The 21,480-nt window shown below is 68.5% G+C and carries 22 protein-coding genes; 9 read left to right on the forward strand and 13 right to left on the reverse strand.

The annotated features are described in order from the left end of the window. Nucleotides 1–13 precede the first annotated feature (13 nt). On the forward strand, nucleotides 14–601 hold the full coding sequence (locus F804_RS0111375) for a glutathione S-transferase family protein (RefSeq protein WP_022707873.1): 588 nt from the start codon (nucleotides 14–16) through the stop codon (nucleotides 599–601). Here F804_RS0111375 and F804_RS0111380 read toward each other — a convergent pair. The 5 genes from F804_RS0111380 to F804_RS0111400 form a co-directional block, all read right to left on the reverse strand. Then, a complete protein-coding gene (locus F804_RS0111380) occupies nucleotides 577–1,767 on the reverse strand; it encodes a BaiN/RdsA family NAD(P)/FAD-dependent oxidoreductase (protein WP_022707874.1) in 1,191 nt (396 codons plus the stop codon). The genes F804_RS0111375 and F804_RS0111380 overlap by 25 nt on opposite strands. Next, nucleotides 1,764–2,792 carry a DNA polymerase III subunit delta gene (gene holA / locus F804_RS17400; protein WP_022707875.1) on the reverse strand — a complete coding sequence of 343 codons (1,029 nt, stop codon included), beginning with the start codon at nucleotides 2,790–2,792 and terminating at the stop codon, nucleotides 1,764–1,766. Before holA ends, F804_RS0111380 begins: the two co-directional genes overlap by 4 nt. 1 nt (nucleotide 2,793) lies before the next feature. After that, the gene (lptE, locus tag F804_RS0111390; RefSeq protein WP_022707876.1) at nucleotides 2,794–3,285 is read right to left on the reverse strand and encodes an LPS assembly lipoprotein LptE; all 492 of its coding nucleotides are present in this window, start codon (nucleotides 3,283–3,285) and stop codon (nucleotides 2,794–2,796) included. Next, entirely contained in the window at nucleotides 3,272–5,812 is a 2,541-nt protein-coding gene (leuS, locus tag F804_RS0111395) for a leucine--tRNA ligase (protein ID WP_022707877.1), read from the reverse strand. The genes lptE and leuS overlap by 14 nt, the downstream gene beginning before the upstream one ends. 74 nt (nucleotides 5,813–5,886) lie before the next feature. Beyond that, nucleotides 5,887–6,372: a DUF3576 domain-containing protein gene (locus F804_RS0111400; RefSeq protein ID WP_028725905.1), complete on the reverse strand. Its 486-nt coding sequence runs from the start codon at nucleotides 6,370–6,372 to the stop codon at nucleotides 5,887–5,889. 272 nt (nucleotides 6,373–6,644) lie between these two features. On the opposite strand from F804_RS0111400, the gene F804_RS17000 reads away from it, so the two are divergent. Further along, nucleotides 6,645–7,553 carry a porin gene (locus tag F804_RS17000; protein WP_022707879.1) on the forward strand — a complete coding sequence of 303 codons (909 nt, stop codon included), beginning with the start codon at nucleotides 6,645–6,647 and terminating at the stop codon, nucleotides 7,551–7,553. A 72-nt stretch (nucleotides 7,554–7,625) separates the two neighbouring features. Next, a complete protein-coding gene (locus tag F804_RS0111410) occupies nucleotides 7,626–8,279 on the forward strand; it encodes a YggS family pyridoxal phosphate-dependent enzyme (RefSeq protein WP_022707880.1) in 654 nt (217 codons plus the stop codon). Here F804_RS0111410 and F804_RS0111415 read toward each other — a convergent pair. Both F804_RS0111415 and ribA read right to left on the reverse strand, forming a co-directional pair. Next, a complete protein-coding gene (locus F804_RS0111415; RefSeq protein ID WP_040596008.1) occupies nucleotides 8,270–8,770 on the reverse strand; it encodes a L,D-transpeptidase family protein in 501 nt (166 codons plus the stop codon). The two genes, F804_RS0111410 and F804_RS0111415, sit on opposite strands and share 10 nt — an antisense overlap. Nucleotides 8,771–8,781: 11 nt before the next feature. Further along, complete coding sequence (gene ribA / locus F804_RS0111420) at nucleotides 8,782–9,843, reverse strand: GTP cyclohydrolase II (protein WP_022707882.1); 1,062 nt, start codon at nucleotides 9,841–9,843, stop codon at nucleotides 8,782–8,784. A 136-nt stretch (nucleotides 9,844–9,979) separates the two neighbouring features. Here ribA and F804_RS0111425 point away from each other — a divergent pair, with 136 nt between their 5' ends. Further along, entirely contained in the window at nucleotides 9,980–10,666 is a 687-nt protein-coding gene (locus F804_RS0111425) for a response regulator transcription factor (RefSeq protein ID WP_022707883.1), read from the forward strand. An 18-nt stretch (nucleotides 10,667–10,684) separates the two neighbouring features. Here the strand turns inward: F804_RS0111425 and F804_RS0111430 are convergent, their stop codons facing one another. The 4 genes from F804_RS0111430 to F804_RS0111445 form a co-directional block, all read right to left on the reverse strand. Then, the gene (locus F804_RS0111430; protein WP_028725906.1) at nucleotides 10,685–11,596 is read right to left on the reverse strand and encodes a DMT family transporter; all 912 of its coding nucleotides are present in this window, start codon (nucleotides 11,594–11,596) and stop codon (nucleotides 10,685–10,687) included. Beyond that, nucleotides 11,593–12,168 carry a TetR/AcrR family transcriptional regulator gene (locus F804_RS0111435; RefSeq protein WP_022707885.1) on the reverse strand — a complete coding sequence of 192 codons (576 nt, stop codon included), beginning with the start codon at nucleotides 12,166–12,168 and terminating at the stop codon, nucleotides 11,593–11,595. The genes F804_RS0111430 and F804_RS0111435 overlap by 4 nt, the downstream gene beginning before the upstream one ends. Nucleotides 12,169–12,349: 181 nt before the next feature. After that, complete coding sequence (locus F804_RS0111440) at nucleotides 12,350–13,324, reverse strand: glutathione S-transferase family protein (RefSeq protein WP_022707886.1); 975 nt, start codon at nucleotides 13,322–13,324, stop codon at nucleotides 12,350–12,352. Nucleotides 13,325–13,435: 111 nt separating this feature from the next. Then, the gene (locus F804_RS0111445) at nucleotides 13,436–14,752 is read right to left on the reverse strand and encodes an MFS transporter (protein WP_022707887.1); all 1,317 of its coding nucleotides are present in this window, start codon (nucleotides 14,750–14,752) and stop codon (nucleotides 13,436–13,438) included. Nucleotides 14,753–14,888: 136 nt separating this feature from the next. On the opposite strand from F804_RS0111445, the gene F804_RS0111450 reads away from it, so the two are divergent. From F804_RS0111450 to F804_RS16390, 5 genes are all read left to right on the forward strand, one after another. Continuing rightward, the gene (locus F804_RS0111450; RefSeq protein WP_022707888.1) at nucleotides 14,889–15,674 is read left to right on the forward strand and encodes an exodeoxyribonuclease III; all 786 of its coding nucleotides are present in this window, start codon (nucleotides 14,889–14,891) and stop codon (nucleotides 15,672–15,674) included. A gap of 90 nt (nucleotides 15,675–15,764) precedes the next feature. Continuing rightward, nucleotides 15,765–16,679, forward strand: a complete 915-nt coding sequence (gene trxA / locus F804_RS0111455; protein WP_022707889.1) for a thioredoxin — start codon at nucleotides 15,765–15,767, stop codon at nucleotides 16,677–16,679. Nucleotides 16,680–16,683: 4 nt separating this feature from the next. Next, nucleotides 16,684–17,310: an LON peptidase substrate-binding domain-containing protein gene (locus F804_RS0111460; RefSeq protein WP_022707890.1), complete on the forward strand. Its 627-nt coding sequence runs from the start codon at nucleotides 16,684–16,686 to the stop codon at nucleotides 17,308–17,310. After that, a complete protein-coding gene (locus F804_RS0111465; RefSeq protein WP_022707891.1) occupies nucleotides 17,307–17,498 on the forward strand; it encodes a Trm112 family protein in 192 nt (63 codons plus the stop codon). Before F804_RS0111460 ends, F804_RS0111465 begins: the two co-directional genes overlap by 4 nt. Continuing rightward, complete coding sequence (locus F804_RS16390; protein ID WP_022707892.1) at nucleotides 17,491–18,132, forward strand: rhomboid family intramembrane serine protease; 642 nt, start codon at nucleotides 17,491–17,493, stop codon at nucleotides 18,130–18,132. The genes F804_RS0111465 and F804_RS16390 overlap by 8 nt, the downstream gene beginning before the upstream one ends. A 4-nt stretch (nucleotides 18,133–18,136) precedes the next feature. On the opposite strand, the gene F804_RS0111475 is transcribed toward F804_RS16390, so the two are convergent. Beyond that, nucleotides 18,137–18,832 carry a DUF2268 domain-containing putative Zn-dependent protease gene (locus F804_RS0111475; protein ID WP_169447693.1) on the reverse strand — a complete coding sequence of 232 codons (696 nt, stop codon included), beginning with the start codon at nucleotides 18,830–18,832 and terminating at the stop codon, nucleotides 18,137–18,139. A 44-nt stretch (nucleotides 18,833–18,876) separates the two neighbouring features. After that, nucleotides 18,877–21,477 carry a DNA translocase FtsK gene (locus tag F804_RS0111480; RefSeq protein ID WP_022707894.1) on the reverse strand — a complete coding sequence of 867 codons (2,601 nt, stop codon included), beginning with the start codon at nucleotides 21,475–21,477 and terminating at the stop codon, nucleotides 18,877–18,879. Nucleotides 21,478–21,480: the final 3 nt, after the last annotated feature.

The following is a 21,480-nucleotide window of genomic DNA, read 5'->3' on the forward strand; positions in this document are numbered from 1 at the left end:
ATGGGGGGGAACCATGTACCAGGTGATCGGCACGGCGAAATCGCGTGCCTTCCGCGTTCTGTGGATGATGGAGGAGCTGGGCGCGGATTACGACCACGTCCCCGCCGTTCCCCGCAGCGAGGGGGTGACCCAGGTGAACCCCGCGGGCAAGGTTCCGGTGCTGGTCGATGACGGCACGCCCATCACCGATTCGACCGCGATCCTCGCCTATCTTGCCGACCGGCACGGGCAGCTGACGCACAAGGCGGGCACGCTGGATCGCGCCCGCCAGGACAGCCTGACCCAGTTCCTGCTGGACGAATTCGACGCGGCATTGTGGCTTGCCGCGCGCCACAGCTTCGTGCTGCCCGAGGAAATGCGTCTCAGCGCGATCAAGAACACCCTGCGGTGGGAATTCGAATCCAGCCAGAAGACGATGGTCCACCGGATGGGCGACGGCCCCTTCGTGATGGGGTCCGAGATGACGGTCCCCGACATCATCCTGACCCATTGCCTCGACTGGGCGCTGAGCGCGCGCTTTCCCATAACCGAGCCACGGCTGTCGGATTACCTCGAACGGATGCGCGAGCGTCCGGCCTATGTCAGGGCACGGTCGCTCTGATCGAGAAGGCGGGCGGCGGCGATGCCCGCACGCCTGCCGGTCGCAAGGCAGCCGGTCAGGAGATAGCCGCCGGTCGGCGCCTCCCAGTCCAGCATCTCTCCGGCGGCGAAGGTGCGGGGCAGCGCGCGCAGTTCCAGATCGCCCGTCAACGCGCCGCCGGTGATCCCGCCTGCGGCGGAGATGGCCCCGTCCAGCCCCATCGGCCCGTCATGGCGCAGGGGCAGCGCCTTGATCAGCCCGGCCAGCGCGCCGGGATCCTTGGGCAGGGGCTGGCCCCATTCCAGCAGCAGGGCGACCTTGACCGGATCATTGATCGTGCGCCGCAGCCAGTTCCCGACCGACAGCTTGCCGCGCGGCTTGGCCAGCCGCCGCGCCAGCGCCTCGCGATCCAGGTCGGGGGCCAGGTCGACATGCGCATTTGCGCCGTCGCGCATGGGGGCCGACACCTCGTAGATGCCGCCGCCCTCGACCCCCTGAGCCCCGATCACCCATTCGCCGCGCCCGATCAGGCCGCCCGCATGGATCGCCACGCCCTTGACCGCCGCGCCCAGATGCCTGCGCATCGGGTCCGACCAGCCCACGCGGAACCCCATATTGGCGGGACGAAAGCCCGCGACATCGACGCCCGCATCCCGCAGCATCGGCACCCATGCGGCATCCGATCCAAGGCGCGGCCAGCTTGCGCCGCCAAGCGCCAGCACGGTGACGCGCGGCGCGATCCATTGCGGCCCGTCCAGCGTGTCGAAGCCGAATTCGCCGTCGCGAATCGCGGTCCAGCGCCAGCGGCGACGCAGATCGACGCCCGCCAGCCGTTCCAGCCACGCCCGCAGCAGCGGCGAGGCCTTCATGCCGACCGGAAAGACGCGCCCCGTGCTGCCGGTGAACAGCTCGACCCCCAGCCCCTCGGCCCATTCGATCACGTCCAGCGGACCGAAATCGCCGGTTCGCAGATCGACGCTGCCCGCGAAATGCCGCGCGAAATCGGCCTCTGGCTCGGCCTTGGTCAGGTTCAGCCCCGATTTTCCCGCCATCAGGAACTTTCGCGCGGGCGAGGGCATGGCGTCGGCCAGCACGATCCGGCGACCGGGCGCGGCCAGCATCTCGGCGGCCATCAGCCCTGCGGGGCCCGCGCCCACGATCAGCGCATCGACGGGTTCCGCCGTCACCGCCGCCCCCGCGGGCGCATCGCCAGGCGCAGCAGCGCGCGTTCGACCAGCGGCATCTGTGGCGCGCGGCTGGCGGATCGCAGGGTCATGTCGGTCTGAAGCAGCGCCGAGACGGCCTCTTCCAGCGGGCCAGCACCCCATGATTGCGCCTGCCGCGCCATGCGGTCGCGCCGCGGACCGAAGACCGGCGGCTTGGCGCGGGCCAGGGCGTTACCCGCCCCCTGCGGGTCGGAGGCGGCCAGATGCAGGGTGCGGAAATGGCGCAGCGCCGCGATGCAGATGGTGACGGGGTTGATCCCCTGCCCCTCGATCCGGCGCATCAGGCGGCTGAAATCGACCTCTCGGCGTTCGGCGACGGTGTGGATCAGCTCGTCCAGGTCGGCCTCGATGGTCGCGGGGGCCATCAGGGCGATTTCCTCGGCGCTCAGCGGCGAGGGATCGCCATGCTTGTACAGCCCGATCTTCTCGATCGTCTGGCGCAGGTCGCCCGGATCCAGCGCGCGGGCCAGGACGGCCATCTCGCGCATGGCGGCCTGCGGGATCTCGGGCAGGCCGACATCGGCCAGCCAGCGGCGAATCTCGTCCTCGCCGGGGGGATCGTCATAGATGGGGGCGCAGACGGCCTGGCCATGCGTCTCGAACAGCTTGCGCAGGGCCGACGACTTCTTGAGGTTCCCCGCCGTCACCACCACGATCGCATCGCCCGCCCGCCATTCCGACAGGGCCTCGGCCACGGCATCGGCGGCGCTGTCGGGGGCGTCGTCGACCAGGACGACGCGCGGACCGGGAAAGAAGCCCACCTCGCGGACGGCATCGACCAGCTGCGCGCGGTCCTTGTTCAGGCCCGCGCCCGCCATGCGGGTCAGGCGCATCTCCTCGTCGGCCTTCTCGCCCACCAGCGCCTTCACGGCCTCGGCCCGCTTAAGGGCCACGCGCATCGCGTCCTGCCCGTGGATCAGCAGCCCCGGCCGCGACGGATCGGGCCGAGAGAGATAGCGCGCGATCTCTCCTCCCTTCAGCAGCATGTCAGCCCGGCAGCCGCATCGAGGCCGCCAGAAGCCGCGTCACGACCTGGTCGGCCAGCATGATCGCCAGCCGCTGCCGCGCATCGCCTTCCGCCGACAGGGTCGAGACGGTGGTGCCCGTGGTCGAATACGAGGTGAAGTTGCTGACGCGCCCGCGCGTGATCTCGGTGCCGTCCGGTCCGGTCAGCACGAAATCGGCGGTCCCGTTCAGCGAATAGCGGGTCGTCACCTCGTCGGGGGTGATGGCCTGGCTGACCACGCCCACGCTGATGCGGTAATCCAGATCGTATTCGGGGCTGTCCTCGGGGCCCAACCGTTCGGCAAGGCGGCTGTTGAAGACGAAGTCGATGGGGGTCTCGGGGTCGCGCGGGCGCAGCTTGCCGAACAGCTTGCGGCCCCCGCCCTCGGGTCCGTAGACGGGTTTCAGCCCGCAGCCTGCCAGGGCCAGAAGCCCCAGCAGTGCCACGCGCCGGCTGGGGTCACGCGACCACATTGACGATCCGTCCCGGCACGACGATCAGCTTCTTGGGCGCCGCCCCTTCCAGGAAGCGCTGCACCGTCTCGTCGGCCATGACCAGCGCCTCGATCTGGTCCTTGGCCATGTCCTTGGAGACGGTGATCTCGGCCCGGCGCTTGCCGTTGATCTGGATGGGCAGCGTCACGCTGTCATCCTGCAGCAGCGCGGGATCCGCCTTGGGCCAGGGCGCATCGACGACCAGCCCCTGCCCGCCGGCCAGCGACCAGACATCCTCGGCCAGGTGCGGGACCATCGGGGCCAGCAGCTGCGCGGTGATGCGCAGCACCTCGGCGCGCTGAGCGCCGCCGGCCTTCGACTTGCCGATGGCATTGGCCAGCTCGTACAGCTTGGCGACCGCCTTGTTGAAGGCAAAGCCCTCGATCGCCTTGGTCACATCCGCGATGGCGCGGTGGGCGGCGCGGGACAGGTCCAGATCCTCGGGGCCGTCGGCGGGCGCATCCTCGGCCAGGCGGTGGACGCGGCCCAGGAACTTGGCCGCAGCCTCGGCGCCCGCCGCGGTCCATTCGACGTCACGCTCAGGGGGGCTGTCGGACAGCATGAACCAGCGCGCGGTATCGGCACCGAAGCCCTGCACGATGTTCACCGGATCGACGACGTTCTTCTTCGATTTCGACATCTTGGCCGAGGGGATGATCTCGACCTCGGTGCCGTCGGCCAGTTTCCCGTCGGTCACGTCCTCGGGCAGGTGATAGACCGGACGCCCCTTGGCATCGCGGGTCATGTAGATCTCGTGCGTGACCATGCCTTGCGTGAACAGCGCGTCGAAGGGTTCCTTTGCGGCCTCGGGCAGGTGGCCGGTCTTGACCATCGCGCGGGCGAAGAAGCGCGAATACAGCAGGTGCAGGATCGCGTGTTCGATGCCGCCGATATACTGGTCCACGTTCATCCAGTAATCCGCATCGGCGCGGTTCGTCGGCGTGTCGGCACCGGGGCTGGTGAAGCGGGCATAGTACCAGGACGAATCGACGAAGGTGTCCATCGTGTCGGTCTCGCGGCGCGCGGCGCCACCGCATTTCGGACAGGTCGCCTGACGCCAGGTCGGGTGACGGTCCAGCGGGTTGCCCGGCACGTCGAAGGTCACGTCCTGCGGCAGAAGGACCGGCAGGTTCTCCTTGGCCTCGGGGACGGTGCCGCAGCTGTCGCAATGCACCACCGGGATCGGGCAACCCCAGTAGCGCTGGCGCGAGATGCCCCAGTCGCGCAGGCGGAACTTGGTCACGCCCTCGCCATAGCCCTGCGCCTCGGCATGGGCGATGGCGGCGTCCACCGCGGCCTCGCCGGTCTGGTCGGCATCGCCCGCGAAACCGCGGACATAGGTGACGGTCTCGGATTTCAGCGGCACGAAGGGCGCGGCGGCGACCAGCTCGTCCGCCTGTTCCAGCGTCATCCCCGGCTGACCGAAGGTCGCGCGGATCGGCAGCCCGTATTTCGTGGCGAATTCGTGGTCGCGTTCGTCATGCGCCGGGCTGCCGAAGATCGCGCCGGTGCCGTAATCCATCAGCACGAAATTCGCGACCCAGATCGGCAGCTGCCAGTTCGGGTCCAGCGGATGGGTGACGGTCAGGCCGGTGTCGAAGCCCAGCTTGGGCGCGGTCTCGATCGCCTCTTCGGTGGTGCCGATGCGCTTGCATTCCTCGATGAAGGCGGCGACCTCGGGGCGGGTTTCGGCCAGCTTCTTCACCAGAGAATGATCCGGCGACAGCGCGGCAAAGCTTGCGCCCATCAGCGTGTCGGGGCGCGTGGTATAGACCTCGATCGCGTCGAAGCCCTCGGGCGCATCGACGGTGGCAAAGCGGAACTGCAGCCCGCGCGACTTGCCGATCCAGTTGGCCTGCATCAGGCGCACCTTTTCCGGCCAGCCCGACAGCCCGTCCAGCGCCGACAGCAGCTCGTCGCTGTAGTCGCTGATCTTGAAGAACCACTGGGTCAGCTCCTTGCGCTCGACCGTGGCACCAGACCGCCAGCCCTTGCCGTCGATGACCTGTTCATTGGCCAGAACGGTCATGTCGACCGGGTCCCAGTTCACCTGCGCCGATTTGCGCGTGATCAGGCCCGCATCCAGCATGTCCAGGAACATCGCCTGCTGCTGGTGGACGTAATCGTCGTCGCAGGTCGCGAATTCGCGGCTCCAGTCGATGGACAGGCCAAGCGGCTTCAGCTGGTCACGCATCGTGGCGATATTGGCATAGGTCCAGTCGCGGGGATGGCCGCCCTGTTCCATCGCGGCATTCTCGGCGGGCATGCCGAAGGCGTCCCAGCCCATCGGGTGCAGCACGCTGAACCCCTGCGCGCGCTTGAACCGCGCCACCACGTCGCCCATCGTGTAATTGCGCACATGGCCCATGTGGATGCGCCCCGAGGGATAGGGGAACATCTCCAGCACGTAGTATTTGGGGCGCTCGTCGCGGATGGCGGCAAAGCTGCCGGCATCGGCCCAGGCCTTCTGCCACCGGGCTTCGCTGCTGGACGGATCATAGGGCATATCGGACCTCGGGCATCATCTCTTGCCTGCAGGGTTTATACGCGCCCGATCAGCGGGTCCAGCCCGCCGCGGCCTTACAGGCGTCCGTCGCGCTGGCGCAGCTGGCGCGCGCGGGTCAGGATCGCATCCTCGACCGCGCGGACGGTGCCGGGGGCCACGGCGGCCCCGCCCGGCCCCTGCAGCGACAGGCGCAGGCTGCGCGCGTCCATCGCGGGGTCCGTCACCTGGATCGTCGCGCGATAGGGCCGCCCCCCGCCCGGAGGCGTGCCGTAACCGGTCTGGATCACGCCCGTGAACGGATCGATCGTCTGCACCGGCAGGAAGTCCAGCACGTCCAGGCTGGCATTCCACAGGTACTTGTTCACGCCGACCGTGCGGTTGGGGTTCTCGGACCGGGCCAGCACGTCCTGGATGCGGGTCGAGCGCTGCGAATCCCGCATGTCGGGATCGGTCAGGATCGACGCGGTCTGGTTCTGTCGCCCGGCGTCGTTGCCGCAGGCAGCCAGTCCCGCGCAAAGCGTCGTGACGATCATCAGGCGCGCGGCGCGTGCGTAGGTCATGCGGTCCCCCGGTCTGTAATTCGCGCCCAGCATTAGCGCGGATCGCCAGGGCGAAACAAGCGCCTTGACCCGCGCGCGACTCGTGCAGGGCGGCATTCGCGATGTCACATCGCGGTCACGGAAAGGTGTGGCGGTTGTGCATCACAGGATTCCGGATCGGCCCGAGGGCCTGCCCGATTCCGTTGCATCACAAGTTCGAAAGCGCGAAACCTTGCACATCCCCAGGGCGGAACCCCGATCTGGGCATCAGAGAGACAAGAGGGAACATCACCATGAAAAAGGCTCTTTTCGCCTCGACCGCGCTGGTTCTGACCGCCGGTGTGGCTGCCGCAGACGTGACCATCTCGGGCTACGGCCGTACCGCCGTTCTCTATGATGAGAACGCCGATCAGGAAACCTTCGTCCAGTCGCGCGTCCGCCTGAACATCCACGGCACCACCTCGACCGACCAGGGCGTCGACTTCGGCGCACGCTTCCGCGTCCAGTGGGACCAGGGCGATGAAGGCGTCGACTCGGTCGCACCGGGCCAGATCTACGTGACCTCGAACGGCCTGACCGTTGCAGTCGGCAACGTCGGCACCGCATTCGACAACGCCGGCCTGATCTATGAATCGGAAGTCGGCCTGATCAGCCGTTCGTTCGGTAACCCGGCTGGCGACTTCTACGCCTACGAATCGAAGTCGTATGCCGACGGCGACCAGCTGGGCCTGGCAGTCGAGTACTCGGTCGACGCGCTGACCGCTCGCTTCTCGTATGTCGACCCCGACCAGCTGGACGACTCGGCCACCGAAGAGTTCGGCGTCTCGGTTGACTACCAGTGGAACGACATCGCCCTGTCGGCTGCCGCTGTCAAAGACGGCGCTGGCATCGAAGACAACGACCAGTACTTCGTCGGCGCATACTACACCATGCCCGGCACCGAGAACGGCGTTGGCCTGAACTACCTCGACAACGGCGACGACGCTGGCGACACCATCGTCCTGTACGGTGACTATGTCGTCGCTCCGATGACCACCGTCAGCGCCTACGTGTCGAACAACGACGCAGACGGCAACGAGACCGACAACGCCTTCGGCATCGGCGCCAAGTACGACCTGGGCGGCGCCTACCTGGCCGGCTCGCTCGAGCGTGGCTACGACGAAGACCTGCGCGGCGACTTCGGCGTCCGCTTCGACTTCTGATCCTCGGATCAAGTCGCTTCGACAGAGAGAGCGGGCCTTGCGCCCGCTCTTTTCTTTTTGTCTTCTGCGCCCATGGGACTGGATGACATCAAGGGCCGCCTTCGCGCGGCGGAACGCGACGCGGGTCGCGAAGCAGGCAGCGTCACGCTGATCGCGGTCAGCAAGGTGCAGCCGAACGATAGGGTCGAATCGGTGCTGGATGTCGGGCACCGCGTCTTTGGCGAGAATTACGTTCAGGAAACGCAGGCCAAGTGGCCCGACTGGCGCGCGCGCTTTCCCGATGTGTCGGTCCACATGATCGGGCCGCTGCAATCGAACAAGGCCAAGCCCGCCGTCGCGCTGTTCGACGCCATCCACACGCTGGACCGCATGTCGCTGGCCCGCAAGCTGGCGCAGCAGATCGACGAACAGGGCCGCAGCCCTGAACTGTTCGTGCAGGTCAATACCGGTGACGAGCCGCAGAAGGCCGGCATCCTGGTGGACGAGCTGCCGACCTTCCTGTCATCCTGCGCCGGGCTGGGCCTGCGCCCGCAGGGGCTGATGTGCATCCCCCCCGAAGGCCACGACCCCCGCCCCCATTTCAGGCTGCTGCGGGACCTTGCCGCCGATCACGGCCTGCCGGGTCTGTCCATGGGCATGAGCGCCGATTTCGAGATCGCCGTGGCCGAGGGTGCGACCCATGTCCGCGTCGGCTCGGCCATCTTCGGGGCGCGGGATTACGGCTGATCCGCAAGCCCTTCGGGGATGACGATGCGCGTGCCCGGGACGGCATGCGCCGCGATGCGGATCAGGTCGTGCCGCGCGAAGGCGATGCAGCCCTCGGTCCCGAAACGCGGGCGGCGCCACTGGTGCAGGAAGATAGCCGAGCCCCAGCCCGGCACCGCCTCAGGCCAGTTCCAATCCGTCGTCAGGATCACGTCATAGAGCGGATCGGCCCGCCGCAGCCGTTCATGGCTGGCGGCCAGCGGCGCGCGCGCGTGGTGGTTGTAGGCCGGATACCCCGGCGCGTCGCACCACAGGTCCCCCGGCCCGATGGGCCGCGCCCAGGGCGCGGGCGGGGCCAGCCGATCGGGCCGATACCACAGCCCGGTGACATGCAGGATGCCCGCAGGCGTCGCCTTGTCGCCCTCGCGCTTGGTGCGGGTCACGCCGGTCCTGCCGATGCTGCAGGGATACAGGCGCCCGCGGTAACGCAGGCCCCGCGGCGTCAGGATCATGTCGGCCAGGCTCACAGAAGGTGCCCCGACTTGTCGGCCTTCACGTCCAGGTAGTCCGTGTTGTGACGGTTGCGCGGCACGATCAGGGGCACGCGCTCGGCCACCTTCACGCCCTGCCCCTCCATCATGGCGATCTTGCGCGGGTTGTTCGTCATCAACCGGACCGAAGCGAAGCCCAGCCGCCGCAGCAGCGCGGCCCCGATGCGGAAATCGCGCTCGTCATCCTCGAAGCCCAGGCGGTGATTGGCCTCGACCGTGTCGAAGCCCTGGTCCTGCAGGCTGTAGGCGCGCATCTTGTTGGCCAGCCCGATGCCCCGCCCCTCCTGGTTCAGATAGAGCAGCACCCCCGCCCCCGCCTGCCCCATCGCGGCCAACGCGGCCTGCAATTGCGGCCCGCAATCGCATTTCAGGCTGCCCAGCACGTCGCCGGTGAAGCAGGCGGAATGCAGCCGCGCAAGAACGGGGGCATCGCGGGGCGGATCGCCGATCTCGACCGCGTAATGTTCTTCGGCGCCGTCATCGGGCCGGAAGATGTGCAGGCGCGACCGCTCGGCCGACAGAAGCGGCACGCGCGCGCCCGCGACGGGGGCCATCGCGGTTTCGGCGGCAAGCTGCGCCAGCGTCGCGGCCGGGTTCAGCGCCGTCAGGCCGGGCGTCGCCTGCGCGACCGGCACGACCAGCACCGCAGGCAGCAGCTGCGCGGATTTCGCCAGCGCCAGGGCCGCGCGATGGGCCGCGACCTCGCCGCCACGCTCGGTCGCAAGCGGCCCTTTCATCGGCGACATCAGATCGCCCGCCGGATCGGCCAGCGCCCGCAGCCAGCGCAGGTCGGCATCGCCCGGCAGCCGTACCCGCGCCAGGCCGTCATCATAGGCGCGCGCCTTCAACGTTCCGGCACGGCGCGCGGTCAGGGTGACGACCGCCGCGCCCATGCCGCGCAGATCCGCCAGCCGTTCCGGCGACAGCGTCTCGATGGCGGCGGCAAGGTGATCGCCCAGCCGCACCGGCAGGCCCATGCGCAGATCGGCGCGGGCGCGGGAAATCGTTTCGGCAAGTGTGGGGATCAGGCTCATGGGGCCACGCGATTTTGAAACATTCTGAAACATAAGCCCGCCCAACCCTGAACTCCATGTGAGAATCCCGACATGTTGCTGGACGCCGCGCAGGCCCGTCCCCACTGATTGCAGCAAGAAAGCCAAAGGAGGCAACATGGCCGGACTGAAAAAAATCCTGCTGATCGACGACGAGGAAGACCTGCGCGAGGCGCTGGCCGAACAGCTGGCCGCCACCGACGAGTTCGAGGTCAGCGAGGGCGGCAGCGGCGCCGAGGCCGTCGAGGCCACCAAGAACGCGATCTTCGACCTCGTGGTGCTGGATGTGGGCCTGCCCGATACCGACGGCCGCGAGCTGTGCAAGAAGCTGCGCAAGCTGAACGTCAAATGCCCCATCGTGATGCTGACCGGCCACGACACCGATGCCGACACGATCCTGGGTCTGGACGCGGGCGCGAACGATTACGTGACCAAGCCCTTCAAGTTCCCGGTCCTGCTGGCCCGCCTGCGCGCCCAGCTGCGCACGCATGAACAGTCCGAGGACGCGATCTTCCAGCTGGGGCCGTACACCTTCAAGCCGGCGATGAAGATGCTGATCGATCAGAAGGATCGCAAGATCCGCCTGACCGAGAAGGAGACGAACATCCTCAAGTTCCTCTACCGCGCGCAGGACGGCGTGGTGCCGCGCGACGTGCTGCTGCACGAGGTCTGGGGATACAATGCGGGCGTGACGACGCACACGCTGGAAACGCATATCTACCGCCTGCGCCAGAAGATCGAGCCCGATCCCGGCAATGCACGGCTGCTGGTGACGGAATCGGGCGGCTATCGCCTGGTGTCGTGACGACCTTGGGCCCGCCGATCAGGCGGGCCTTCGCATTCCCGCACGCCGCAGGCGCGGCAGCGGTGCCGTGGTCCAGAACAGGCAGGCCACGATCAGCCCCACCCCGACCCAGCCATGCGCGGGCAGCCGTTCCCCCACGATGACGACCGCAAGGATCGCGGCGACAACCGGCTCGAACAGGGTGATCGTCGTGGCAAGGCTGGTCGAGATCGCCGCCAGCCCCAGCCCGAAGGCGACATAGCCGAGGAACATCGGCACCAGCGCCATATAGGCGCCCACCGCGAAATTGCCCGCCGACCCCAGGAACGCGCCCCCGCTGAGCGCCAGAACCGGCATCAGCAGCAGGCCCCCCAGCCCGAAGATCGCGCCCATCGCGGCGCGCGAACGCACCCCCGATTGCATGATCCGTCTCGCGCACCAGCTGTAGGCCGCATAGGTTCCGCCCGCGACCAGCCCCAGCCCGACCCCCAGGGGGACGTTCGGCGCAAGGTCGTGATGCCCGCCTTCGGCCATGCTCAGCAGACCCATGCCCAGCAGCCCGATCGCCGCGCCGACGGCCCACCGCGCAGTCAGGCGCTGTCCGTCCAGCCGGTTCTCGATCAGGGCCGAGATCAGCGGGGCCGACCCGATCGAGATGACGGTGCCGATCGTCACCCCCGCCATCCGCATCGACGAATAGAAGGCCAGCGGATAGATCGCGACCGCGACCGCCCCAAGGGCCAGGAGCAGCGGGTTGGCCAGCAGCGCGGCCCGCGCGCGCCGCATCGCCCCAAGCGCGATCAGCGCCTGCAGCAGACCGCCCACGCCCATCGCGGCCGCCCCGATGGCGATGGCCGGAACCTCGGGGGCCAGGCTTGCGACGGTGCCCGTCGTCCCCCACAAAGTCGCCGCGACCAGGCAGAAGAGCACTCCCGTGGAATGTGCGCTCATGCAAGGGCCTCCAGCATCTCGGCGGCCATGGCGCGGGCGTCGTGGACGCGGCGGCTGTCGCCGTCCAGGCCCGCCCGCGTGATCGACCCCTCCAGCAGATAGGACAGGTGGTCGCCCAGCCGCTGACGCCTGCCCGGGTCCGCGACCAGCTGCGCCAGCTCGGCCATCAGGATGTCCTGCACCTGCGCCTTGTGGCGGCGGATCGCGGCGCGGGCAGGGTCGTCGGCGGTCAGCTCGGCCGCGGCATTCAGCAGGCCGCAGCCGCGAAACCCGCGCTCATAGGCATCCTCGGCGTGGTCGGCATAGGCGTCGAACACGGCCAGCACCCGCGCCTTAGGGCCACGCGCCACGGCCTGCCGCCGGTCGTGCAGGGCCAGCCATTCGGCGTGGCGTGCCTCGACATAGGCCGCGACCAGATCGGATTTCGACGCGAAGTTGTTGTACAGGCTCTGCTTCGCGACGCCGGCCCGGCGCGTGATCGTGTCGATCCCCGTCGCGGCGATGCCGTCATTGTAGAACAGCGCCGCTGCGGCATGCAGCAGGCGGTCGCGGGCCGTAAGCGGCTTGTCCATCGGTCCTCCGGGGTGACTGGACAGACCGTTCTACCCAGTGCCGGAGCAGAGTCAACCTTCGATGGAACCGGCCCGAGGGATGCGACGTTCAGATCCCGAAGCCCAGTGACCGGTGGATGCGGTCACATCCCTCCCTCTACTCTCTCTGAACTGCCCCGGCCTTCGGCCGGGGCTTCTTTCTTCAGCCGCGACCGTGCGGGGCCGACCAGTCGGCATCCGGCCCGATCGGCACGATCCGGTGCGGATTGATCATGTCGTGGCTGTAGTAATAGTGGCGCATGAAGTGATCCGGATGCACGGTCCCCGCGACGCCCGGCCACTGGTACAGCTCTCGTGCCCAGCCCCACAGGCTGGGATGGTCCACGATCCGCCTGCGGTTGCACTTGAAATGCGTGTGATAGACCGCATCGAAGCGGATCACCGTGGTGAACAGCCGCCAGTCGGCCTCGGTGATGCGGTCCCCGGTCAGATAGCGGTGCTGCCCCAGCAGCCCCTCGATCGAGTCCAGGCTGTCGAACAGCGGGCCGACGGCCTTGTCATAGGCGTCCTGACTGGTGGCGAAGCCCGCCTTGTAGACGCCGTTGTTGACGGTGTCGTAGACGCGCGCGTTCACCTTCTCGATGGCGGGGCGCAGGTCCTCGGGGTGATAGTCGTCGTCATTGCCGGTGATCGCGTCGAAGGCGCTGTTGAACATGCGGATGATGTCCGCGCTTTCGTTCGAGACGATGGTACCCGTCTCGCGGTCCCACAGCACGGGAACCGTCACCCGCCCGGACGCATCCGGCTGGGCGCGCAGATAGACCTCGCGCAGGTAATCGTATCCGAACTGGCGGTCGCCCGTGGCGCCGTCGAAATCGGTGCGGAACTCCCACCCCTCGGACAGCATCTCGGGGTGGACGACGGAAACGTCGACGTGATCCTCCAGCCCCTTCAGCGCGCGGAAGATCATCGTGCGGTGGGCCCAGGGGCAGGCATGGCTGACATAGAGGTGGTATCGCCCGCTGGCAGCCGCGAAGCCGCCATCGCCGGTCGGCCCGGGCGATCCGTCGGCGGTCACCCAGGACCGGAATTTCGACGTGTCGCGGACGAACTCGCCGCCGTTGCGCTTGGTGTCGTACCACTGGTCCTTCCAGACCCCGTTCACGAGCTGGCCCATCATCCCATCCTTTCGCTTGGATGCCGCGGCGACCCGCCGCGACCGGCTGCTGTCACAGCGCGGCACGGCGGACGGGGGTTCCATCCCCCGCCCGCCGCGGTCGCGCACCGATCAGCCGATGGCGCGGTCGCGCGTATCGGTCCGCACCGCCGTCAGCGCGACGGCCGCAAGGACCAGAAGCCCCGCGAAGACGCCGATGGCCACGCCGAAGCCCTGCGCGAAGACGATCGCCAGCAGGCTGGGCGCAAGGATGCCCCCCGCCCGCGCCATCGCGCTGGCCGTGCCCATGCCGGTCCCGCGCAGATGCGTCGGATACAGTTCCGGCGTGAAGGCATAGAGCGCGCCCCAGCTGCCCAGCAGCGCGAAGGACATGATCAGCAGCGACACCGCCACCATCACCGCCCCGCTGGAGATCGTGAACAGGAAGCACGCCGCCGCACTCAGCAGCAGGAAGCCCATCAGCGTGGCGCGACGGCCCACGGCCTCGACGCCCCAGGCGGCCAGCGCGTATCCGGGGATCTGCGCCAGCGCCAGCGCGACGATGAAGCCGTATCCGCGGATGAAGCCGAAGCCCTCGGCGGCCAGCTGCGCGGGCACCCAGATGAAGATGCCGTAATAGGACAGCGACACGAGGAACCAGACCGCCAGCACCGCAAGGGTGGCGCGGCGCAGAGGCTCGGACAGGATGGACCGCGCGGCACCCGCGGGCACGGTCGCCGCGACCAGATGCGCATCCGCCGGAAGGGGCTGGGCGCCGTTCACGCGCAGCACGCGGTCGATGACGGCGCGGGCCTCGGCCTGGCGGCCCTTGCGGACCAGGTACATGGGCGATTCCGGCACCCAGACGCGCAGCACAAAGCCGATCAGCGCGGGCAGCGCGGCGACCAGGAAGATCCAGCGCCACGGGGCCTCGGACCCGAAGGTCACGGCCAGCCATGCCGTCAGCGCGACGACCAGCGTGCCGATGGCCCAGAACCCCTCCAGCCAGACCAGCCAGCGGCCGCGGTTCTTCGGGGGCAGGAATTCGGCCATCATCGCGTAATCGACGGGCAGCGTCCCGCCGACCGCCACGCCGGTCAGGAAGCGCAGGATCAGCAGCCAGGTGAAATCGCCCGCCATGACCGAGGCCAGCCCGAAGACCGCATCCATCGCGACCGTGCCGATCAGCACCCATTTGCGCCCCACGCGGTCGGCCACGCGCCCGAACAGGAACGCGCCCACGAACATGCCCAGGAAGAAGACCGTCCCGATTTGGAACGCGGTCACCCGTTCGATCCCGAAGGTCGCCGCCACCGAAGGCGCGGCAAAGCCCACAGCGATGACCTGCATCGCGTCGGCGGCCCACACGAGGCCGAATATCCCCAGAAGTCGCCACTGGAACGGGCCGATGCCGCCGCGTCCAAGGGCCTCGTCGATGGTCAGTTTCATCTTCTCTCTCCGCTGTCCCGCATGTTTTTTTGCGACATGCATAGACCAGCCCCGGCATATGGCAAGCTTCGCGTGGCGGCTTCTCGACACGCGGGGCGGGCGCAGCTAGGGTCCGGGCGCAAAACGGAGACGCCCAATGTTCACGATCGCCACCTGGAACATCAACTCGGTCCGCCTGCGCGAAGGACTGGTCGCGCGGCTGCTGTCCGAAGAGGCGCCGGACATCCTGTGCCTGCAGGAATGCAAGTCCCCGGTCGAGAAGATCCCCCTGACCGCCTTCGCGGAGCTGGGCTATCGCCATATCGTGGCGCGCGGGCAGAAGGGCTATAACGGCGTGGCGATCCTGTCGCGCCTGCCGATCGAGGATGCGGGCGACCGCGACTATGCGGGCCTCGGCCATGCCCGCCACGTCGCCGCGCGGATGGAGAACGGCGTCACCATCCACAACATGTACATCCCGGCGGGCGGCGACGTCCCCGACCGCGAGGTGAACGTGAAATTCGGCCAGAAGCTGGATTTCCTGACCGAGATGCGCGACGTGTTCCATGCCGAGAACCCCGCGAAGTCGATCATGGTCGGCGATTTCAACATCGCCCCGCGCGAGGACGACGTCTGGTCGCACAAGCAGCTTCTGAAGGTCGTCAGCCACACCCCGATCGAGGTCGAGCACCTTCAGGCCGCGCAGGATGCGGGCAAATGGGTGGACATCACGCGGCAGGACATCCCGACGGGGCAGCTCTATTCCTGGTGGTCCTATCGCGCGAAGGATTGGGACGCGGCCGACAAGGGCCGCAGGCTGGATCACATCTGGGCCAGCCCCGACATTTCCAACGCGGCCCATTCCAGCCGCGTGCTGCGCCCCGTGCGTGGCTGGGAACAGCCGAGCGACCACGTTCCCGTCTTCGCGACCTTCGACCTGTAACCCCCGGAAGGGCGGCATCCGCCCTTTCGTTCGCGCGTCAGAGGTCCCATATTGTCGCCTGAAACAAGGCACCGAAGAACCGGGGACCCCATGACCATTCTTTTCGACGGACCGCAGGACGCGCCGAACACCAGCGACTTCATCAAGGACGTGACCGAAGCCGACTTCATGGCCGAGGTGGTCGAAGCCTCGATGCAGGTCCCCGTCATCGTCGATTTCTGGGCGCCGTGGTGCGGCCCGTGCAAGACGCTCGGCCCCGCGCTCGAGGCCGAGGTGGCCAAGCACAAGGGCCGCGTCCGCATGGCCAAGGTCAACGTGGACGAGGCGCAGATGATCGCGGGCCAGCTGCAGATCCAGTCGATCCCGACCGTCTATGCCTTCTTCCAGGGCCGCCCCGTCGACGCCTTCCAGGGCGCGCTGCCCGCCAGCCAGATCAAGCAGTTCATCGACAAGGTCGCGGCCATGGGCGGCGATGACGGTGGGCTGGCCGATGCCATCGCCGCCGCCGAGGAGATGCTCGAGACCGGCGAATATGCCGATGCCGCCGAGACCTTCACCGCCATCATCGGCGAACTGCCCGACAGCCCCGAGGCATGGGGCGGCCTGATCCGCGCCCAGCTTGGCGCAGGCGATGCCGCCGCCGCGTCGGCCACGCTGACGCAGGTGCCCCAGCCCATCGCCGGCAGCGCCCCCGTCGAGGCCGCCCGCGCCCAGCTGGAACTGGCCCGCCAGGCCGAGGATGCAGGCCCGCTGGCCGATCTGCAGTCCCGCGTCGATGCGGATCCCGCCGACCAGCAGGCGCGGCTGGACCTCGCGCGCGCGCTGCACGCCGCCGGTCAGGTCGAACAGGCCGTGGACATCCTGCTGGACAGCTTCCGCCGCGACCGCGAATGGAACGACGGCGCGGCCAAGGCGCAGCTGCTGACCATCTTCGACAGCCTCAAGCCCGGCGACCCGATCGGCCAGAAGGGCCGCCGCCGCCTGTCCTCGCTGATCTTCGCCTGATCCCATGAACCTGCGCTTCGACCTGCCCGACCGCATCCCGCTGTTCCCCCTTCCGGGGGCGGTGCTGATGCCGCGCGCGCGCCTGCCGCTGCACATCTTCGAGCCGCGTTACCTGCAGATGCTCGAGGATGCGCTGAAGACCGAGCACCGCCTGATCGGCATGATCCAGCCCGAGGGCGACACCCTGTCGGCCATCGGCTGCGCGGGGCGGGTCGTGGCCTTCACCGAACAGGATGACGGGCGGATGATGATCTCGCTCCAGGCGATATCGCGCTTCCGCCTGAACGAGGTCGAGGAAGGCTTCGCCCCCTATCTGCAGGGGCATGTCGACTGGACCAGCTTCGCGCGCGACCGCGCGGGCAGCGAACGCGATCCCGGCATGGACCGCGACGCGCTGTTCGCGCTGCTGTCGCGCTTCATGGAGGCCGAGGGCCTGTCCACCGATTGGGACGCCGCCGCCACCGCCGAGGACGAGCTGCTGGTCAATTCGCTGTCGATGATGCTGCCCTTCGGCAATGGCGACAAGCAGGCGCTGCTGGAATCCCCCACCCTTGCCGACCGGCGCGAACTGCTGGTCGGACTGATCGAATTCGCGCTGCGTGGCGGCGATACCGAGGAACGACTGCAATGACCGAGACCCCAGGCTTCGACCGCCACATGCTCGAGTCGCTCGTCTGCCCCGTGACCCACGGGCCGCTGTCCTACGACGCGACGCGGCAGGAACTGGTGTCGCGTTCGGCGGGGCTGGCCTTTCCGATCCGCTCGGGCATCCCGATCATGCTGATCGACGAGGCCCGCCAGATCCGCGCCGATGACTGACATCCCCCGCGTGTCGGCCCGCAGGCTGGGCCCTGCGCGACTGCCGGGATGGGCAAGGGCCGTCATCCTGATCTGCTGCGCGGTCGAGCTGCTGCTGCTGGCCGCGCCCTTGCTGGGCGCGCCGCGCATCCGGGTCGCATCCTCGCTTCTGGGCGGGTTCTGGTCGCCGCTGATGCATGGCGGTCAGGGCCTCTATCCGGCGCAGGGGGCGGCGATGTTCGTCACCTACGGCTTCCTTCATGCGGGGCTGATGCACCTTGCGATGAACATGATCTCGCTTGCGGCGATCGCGCGGGAACTGAACCGCATGATCGGCGGGCGGGCCATGGCGCTGGCCTATGCGCTGTCGCAGATCGCGGGGGCGGCGGTCTTCGGCATCATGGAGCCGATGGGCGGGCCGATGATCGGCGCGTCCGGCGCGGTCTTCGGGTTGGCGGGCACGCTGGTCGGCTATGCCGCGATCAACCTGCGCCTGCGCGGGCGGTCGATGCAGCCGCTGCTGCGGTCGGTCGGCACGATCCTTGCGCTGAACGTGGCGCTGACGGTGCTTATGCCGCAGATCGCGTGGCAGGCGCATCTCGGCGGGGCCGCGATGGGCGCCGTGATCGGCGCCGCGCTGGCCTTCCGCCGCTAGGGCGTCACTCGGATGCCGTGCCTTCGGGCGCGGCATCCTGCGCTTCTTCTTCGGGTTCCTCGACACCCTCGGCGGCCATCAGGCGGCGCAGGGCGGGGCGGAAGGCGTCGGCACGCGTCGCCAGCAGGGTTGCCGGATCGGCGGGGCCTTCCTCGGACAGGTGCTGCGCGATCAGCCGGTGCGCGATGGCCCAGCCCGTCCCCTTGCGGATCTTGCCGCGCCCGAGGAACCATTCGTCGAAGCTGAAATCGTGGCGCGACCAGATATTCGCCGCCTGCCGCAGCGATCCGCCCGCGGGACGCGCGGCATCGCGCGGATCGACCGGCCCGCCCATGACTTGCTGCGCGAAATGCCCGGCCAGTCCCTCGCTGACCAGAACCTCGCCCAGGGACCGGCCATAGCCGGGGCCGGCCCACCGCGCGACATGGTGCAATTCGCGCAGCAGCGCGCGGCGCAGGGCGTCGGCGGTCACGCGGTCGGGCGACAGGGTCAGGTCGATCACCCCCGGCTGCGACGGCCGGGCCAGAAGCCCCCCGTCGGGGATCGGCACCTCGGAGGCGCGCACGACAAGGTCGAAGCGCGGCAGGTCGAAATGCCCCTCGGCCAGTGCGACGGCCTCTCGGGCGGTCGCGCGGGTCTCGGCCATGATGGTGGTCAGCGCGTTGCGCGCGTTCAGCAGGTGGATGTGCCAGATCGTCATGGCCGACATATACCCCCAGCCCGGAACCCTTGCCAGTGCATCCCTTACACCTCGGGGACCAGAACCTCGCGCTTGCCGACATGGTTGGCCGCGCTGACGACGCCCTGCTCCTCCATCTGCTCGACCAGGCGCGCGGCCTTGTTGTAGCCGATGGCAAGCTTGCGCTGGATATAGCTGGTCGAGCACTTGCGGTCCCGCGCCACGATCGCCACCGCCTGGTCGTACAGCGCGTCGTCGCCGTTGTCGCCGCCGCCAAGGCCCAGCACCGCGTCGATATTGTCGGCCTTCTCCTCGTCGGGGCCCTCGACCACGCCGGACTTGTAGTCGGGCGGACCGAAGGATTTCAGGTGGGTCACCACCTCTTCGACCTCTTCGTCGCTGCAGAAGGGGCCGTGGATACGCGTGATCCGCGCACCGTTGCCCATGTACAGCATGTCGCCCTGGCCCAGCAGCTGCTCGGCACCCTGCTCGCCCAGGATGGTGCGGCTGTCGATCTTCGAGGTCACCTGGAAGCTGATCCGCGTCGGGAAGTTCGCCTTGATCGTGCCGGTGATGACATCGACCGAGGGGCGCTGCGTGGCCATGATCAGGTGGATGCCCGATGCCCGCGCCATCTGCGCAAGGCGCTGGATGCAGGCCTCGATCTCCTTGCCGGCGACCATCATCAGGTCGGCCATCTCGTCGACGATGACGACGATATAGGGGAAGGTCTCGGGCTGGAATTCCTCTGTTTCCCAGATGGCGTCGCCCGTATCCTCGTCGAAGCCGGTCTGGACGGTGCGCTTGAACATCTCGCCCTTGGACAGCGCCTCGCGGACGCGCCCGTTATAGCCCTCGATGTTGCGCACGCCCATCTTGGACATCTTGCGATACCGGTCCTCCATCTCGCCCACGACCCATTTCAGCGCGACGACGGCCTTCTTGGGGTCGGTGACGACCGGGGACAGCAGGTGCGGGATGCCGTCATAGACGGACAGTTCCAGCATCTTGGGGTCGATCATGATCAGGCGGCATTCGTCCGGCGTCAGCTTGTACAGAAGCGACAGGATCATGGTGTTGATCGCGACCGACTTGCCCGAACCCGTGGTCCCCGCGATCAGCAGGTGGGGCATCTTGGCAAGGTTCGCCACGATCGGATCGCCGCCGATATCCTTGCCCAACGCCAGCGGCAGCGGCTGCGTGCCGTCGCCGAAGGCGCGGCTGGCAAGGATCTCTCGCAGCAGGACCTTTTCGCGGCGGGCGTTCGGCAGTTCGATCCCGATGACCGTGCGCCCCGGCACGGTGCTGACACGCGCGGACAGCGCCGACATCGACCGCGCGATGTCGTCGGCCAGGCCGATGACGCGGCTGGCCTTCAGGCCCGGCGCAGGTTCCAGTTCGTACAGCGTGACGACCGGGCCGGGGCGGACCTCGGTGATCTGGCCCTTCACGCCGTAATCGTCCAGCACCGCCTCGAGCATGCGGGCGTTTTCCATCAGCTGTTCCTGGGGGATCTGCAGCTGATCGCCGGGAACGGGCGCCGACAGCAGCGCCAGTGGCGGGCGTTCATAGGCGGGGCCGTTCTGGTCCATGACCAGCGGCGCGGGATCGGCGCGGCGGGGCGCCGCCTTGGGCGCGGCTGCGGGTCGCGGGGCCGGTTCGGGGTCGATGTCGAAGGCCTCGTCGCGCGGGGCGTCCTGAACAGGCATGTCCTGCACCGCCATCTCCTGCGCAGGCATCTCGACCGGCGGAACGCCGTCGCGCGCCAGCCGCGAGGTGACGGCCGCCAGGACCGAGGGCTTGGATTCGCGGCTGCGGATCGCATCGCTGATGCGGCCCTTGATCTGCTCGGCATCGGGGCCCTCGCCCTCCCAGTCGCTGTCGCGCTCGATCAGCTCGGGTTCGGGCATCTCCTCCTCCAGCTCGAAGGCCGGGGCGGGGCGGCGGGCGGCGGCGGGTTCGGCGCGTTCGGGTTCGGGGGCCGCGCGGCGGCGGTCCTTCAGCCGCTGCACGAGGCCCGCGCCCGCATCGGTCGCCCGCAGCGACAGCTGCAGCGCCGTGGCCAGCCCGATCAGGAAGCGGCGCCACATCGCGCGCAGCTCCTGCTTGTCGAAGCCCAGCACGAAGGCCATCACCGCGACCACGCCCAGCGCGATGACCAGGCCCGCGAAGCGGATGCCGATCTGTGCCTTCATCGGCAGGATGTTCAGGACGGCCCCCATGGCCATGTCGCCGAAATGCCCGCCAAGGCCGTAATTCTGCAGCCAGCCCGGCTCGGGAACCAGCGTGGCCGCGTGGATCGACACCAGCGCCACCGCGATGGGCGTGAAGACCGCGCGCATGGCGCGTTCCTCGCCCTTGTGCAGCATCAGGCGCAGGCCCCAGACGAATGCCGCGACGACCAGCACCCAGGACCCCTTGCCCGCGATCATCATCAGCGGCGAGGCGACATAGGCGCCAAAGCTGCCCAGCATGTTCTGCGCGGGCGCATCCGTGGCGGACAGGAAGCTCGGATCCTCGGCGGACCAGCTGCCCAGCATCATCGAGATCACGACCCCGAGGATGATCAGCACGCCGCCCAGCAATTCCTTGCCCCTGCGTTCCAGCGCCGCCTGCGTGGACTGGTCGAACAGCGGGTCCCGCTTTCCTGCCTGCCAGCTTGCCATGTC

Source organism: Paracoccus zeaxanthinifaciens ATCC 21588 (assembly GCF_000420145.1).
GTDB classification, from domain to species: Bacteria; Pseudomonadota; Alphaproteobacteria; order Rhodobacterales; family Rhodobacteraceae; genus Paracoccus; species Paracoccus zeaxanthinifaciens.

Bases quoted from the DNA above. Each gene is read 5' to 3' on its own strand.
- F804_RS0111375 (WP_022707873.1), top strand. From the start codon at position 14: ATGTACCAGGTGATCGGCACGGCGAAATCGCGTGCCTTCCGCGTTCTG.
- holA (WP_022707875.1), bottom strand. From the start codon at position 2,792: ATGCTGCTGAAGGGAGGAGAGATCGCGCGCTATCTCTCTCGGCCCGAT.
- lptE (WP_022707876.1), bottom strand. From the start codon at position 3,285: ATGTGGTCGCGTGACCCCAGCCGGCGCGTGGCACTGCTGGGGCTTCTG.
- leuS (WP_022707877.1), bottom strand. From the start codon at position 5,812: ATGCCCTATGATCCGTCCAGCAGCGAAGCCCGGTGGCAGAAGGCCTGG.
- F804_RS0111400 (WP_028725905.1), bottom strand. From the start codon at position 6,372: ATGACCTACGCACGCGCCGCGCGCCTGATGATCGTCACGACGCTTTGC.
- F804_RS17000 (WP_022707879.1), top strand. From the start codon at position 6,645: ATGAAAAAGGCTCTTTTCGCCTCGACCGCGCTGGTTCTGACCGCCGGT.
- F804_RS0111410 (WP_022707880.1), top strand. From the start codon at position 7,626: ATGGGACTGGATGACATCAAGGGCCGCCTTCGCGCGGCGGAACGCGAC.
- F804_RS0111415 (WP_040596008.1), bottom strand. From the start codon at position 8,770: ATGATCCTGACGCCGCGGGGCCTGCGTTACCGCGGGCGCCTGTATCCC.
- ribA (WP_022707882.1), bottom strand. From the start codon at position 9,843: ATGAGCCTGATCCCCACACTTGCCGAAACGATTTCCCGCGCCCGCGCC.
- F804_RS0111425 (WP_022707883.1), top strand. From the start codon at position 9,980: ATGGCCGGACTGAAAAAAATCCTGCTGATCGACGACGAGGAAGACCTG.
- F804_RS0111430 (WP_028725906.1), bottom strand. From the start codon at position 11,596: ATGAGCGCACATTCCACGGGAGTGCTCTTCTGCCTGGTCGCGGCGACT.
- F804_RS0111435 (WP_022707885.1), bottom strand. From the start codon at position 12,168: ATGGACAAGCCGCTTACGGCCCGCGACCGCCTGCTGCATGCCGCAGCG.
- F804_RS0111440 (WP_022707886.1), bottom strand. From the start codon at position 13,324: ATGGGCCAGCTCGTGAACGGGGTCTGGAAGGACCAGTGGTACGACACC.
- F804_RS0111445 (WP_022707887.1), bottom strand. From the start codon at position 14,752: ATGAAACTGACCATCGACGAGGCCCTTGGACGCGGCGGCATCGGCCCG.
- F804_RS0111450 (WP_022707888.1), top strand. From the start codon at position 14,889: ATGTTCACGATCGCCACCTGGAACATCAACTCGGTCCGCCTGCGCGAA.
- trxA (WP_022707889.1), top strand. From the start codon at position 15,765: ATGACCATTCTTTTCGACGGACCGCAGGACGCGCCGAACACCAGCGAC.
- F804_RS0111460 (WP_022707890.1), top strand. From the start codon at position 16,684: ATGAACCTGCGCTTCGACCTGCCCGACCGCATCCCGCTGTTCCCCCTT.
- F804_RS0111465 (WP_022707891.1), top strand. From the start codon at position 17,307: ATGACCGAGACCCCAGGCTTCGACCGCCACATGCTCGAGTCGCTCGTC.
- F804_RS16390 (WP_022707892.1), top strand. From the start codon at position 17,491: ATGACTGACATCCCCCGCGTGTCGGCCCGCAGGCTGGGCCCTGCGCGA.
- F804_RS0111475 (WP_169447693.1), bottom strand. From the start codon at position 18,832: ATGACGATCTGGCACATCCACCTGCTGAACGCGCGCAACGCGCTGACC.
- F804_RS0111480 (WP_022707894.1), bottom strand. From the start codon at position 21,477: ATGGCAAGCTGGCAGGCAGGAAAGCGGGACCCGCTGTTCGACCAGTCC.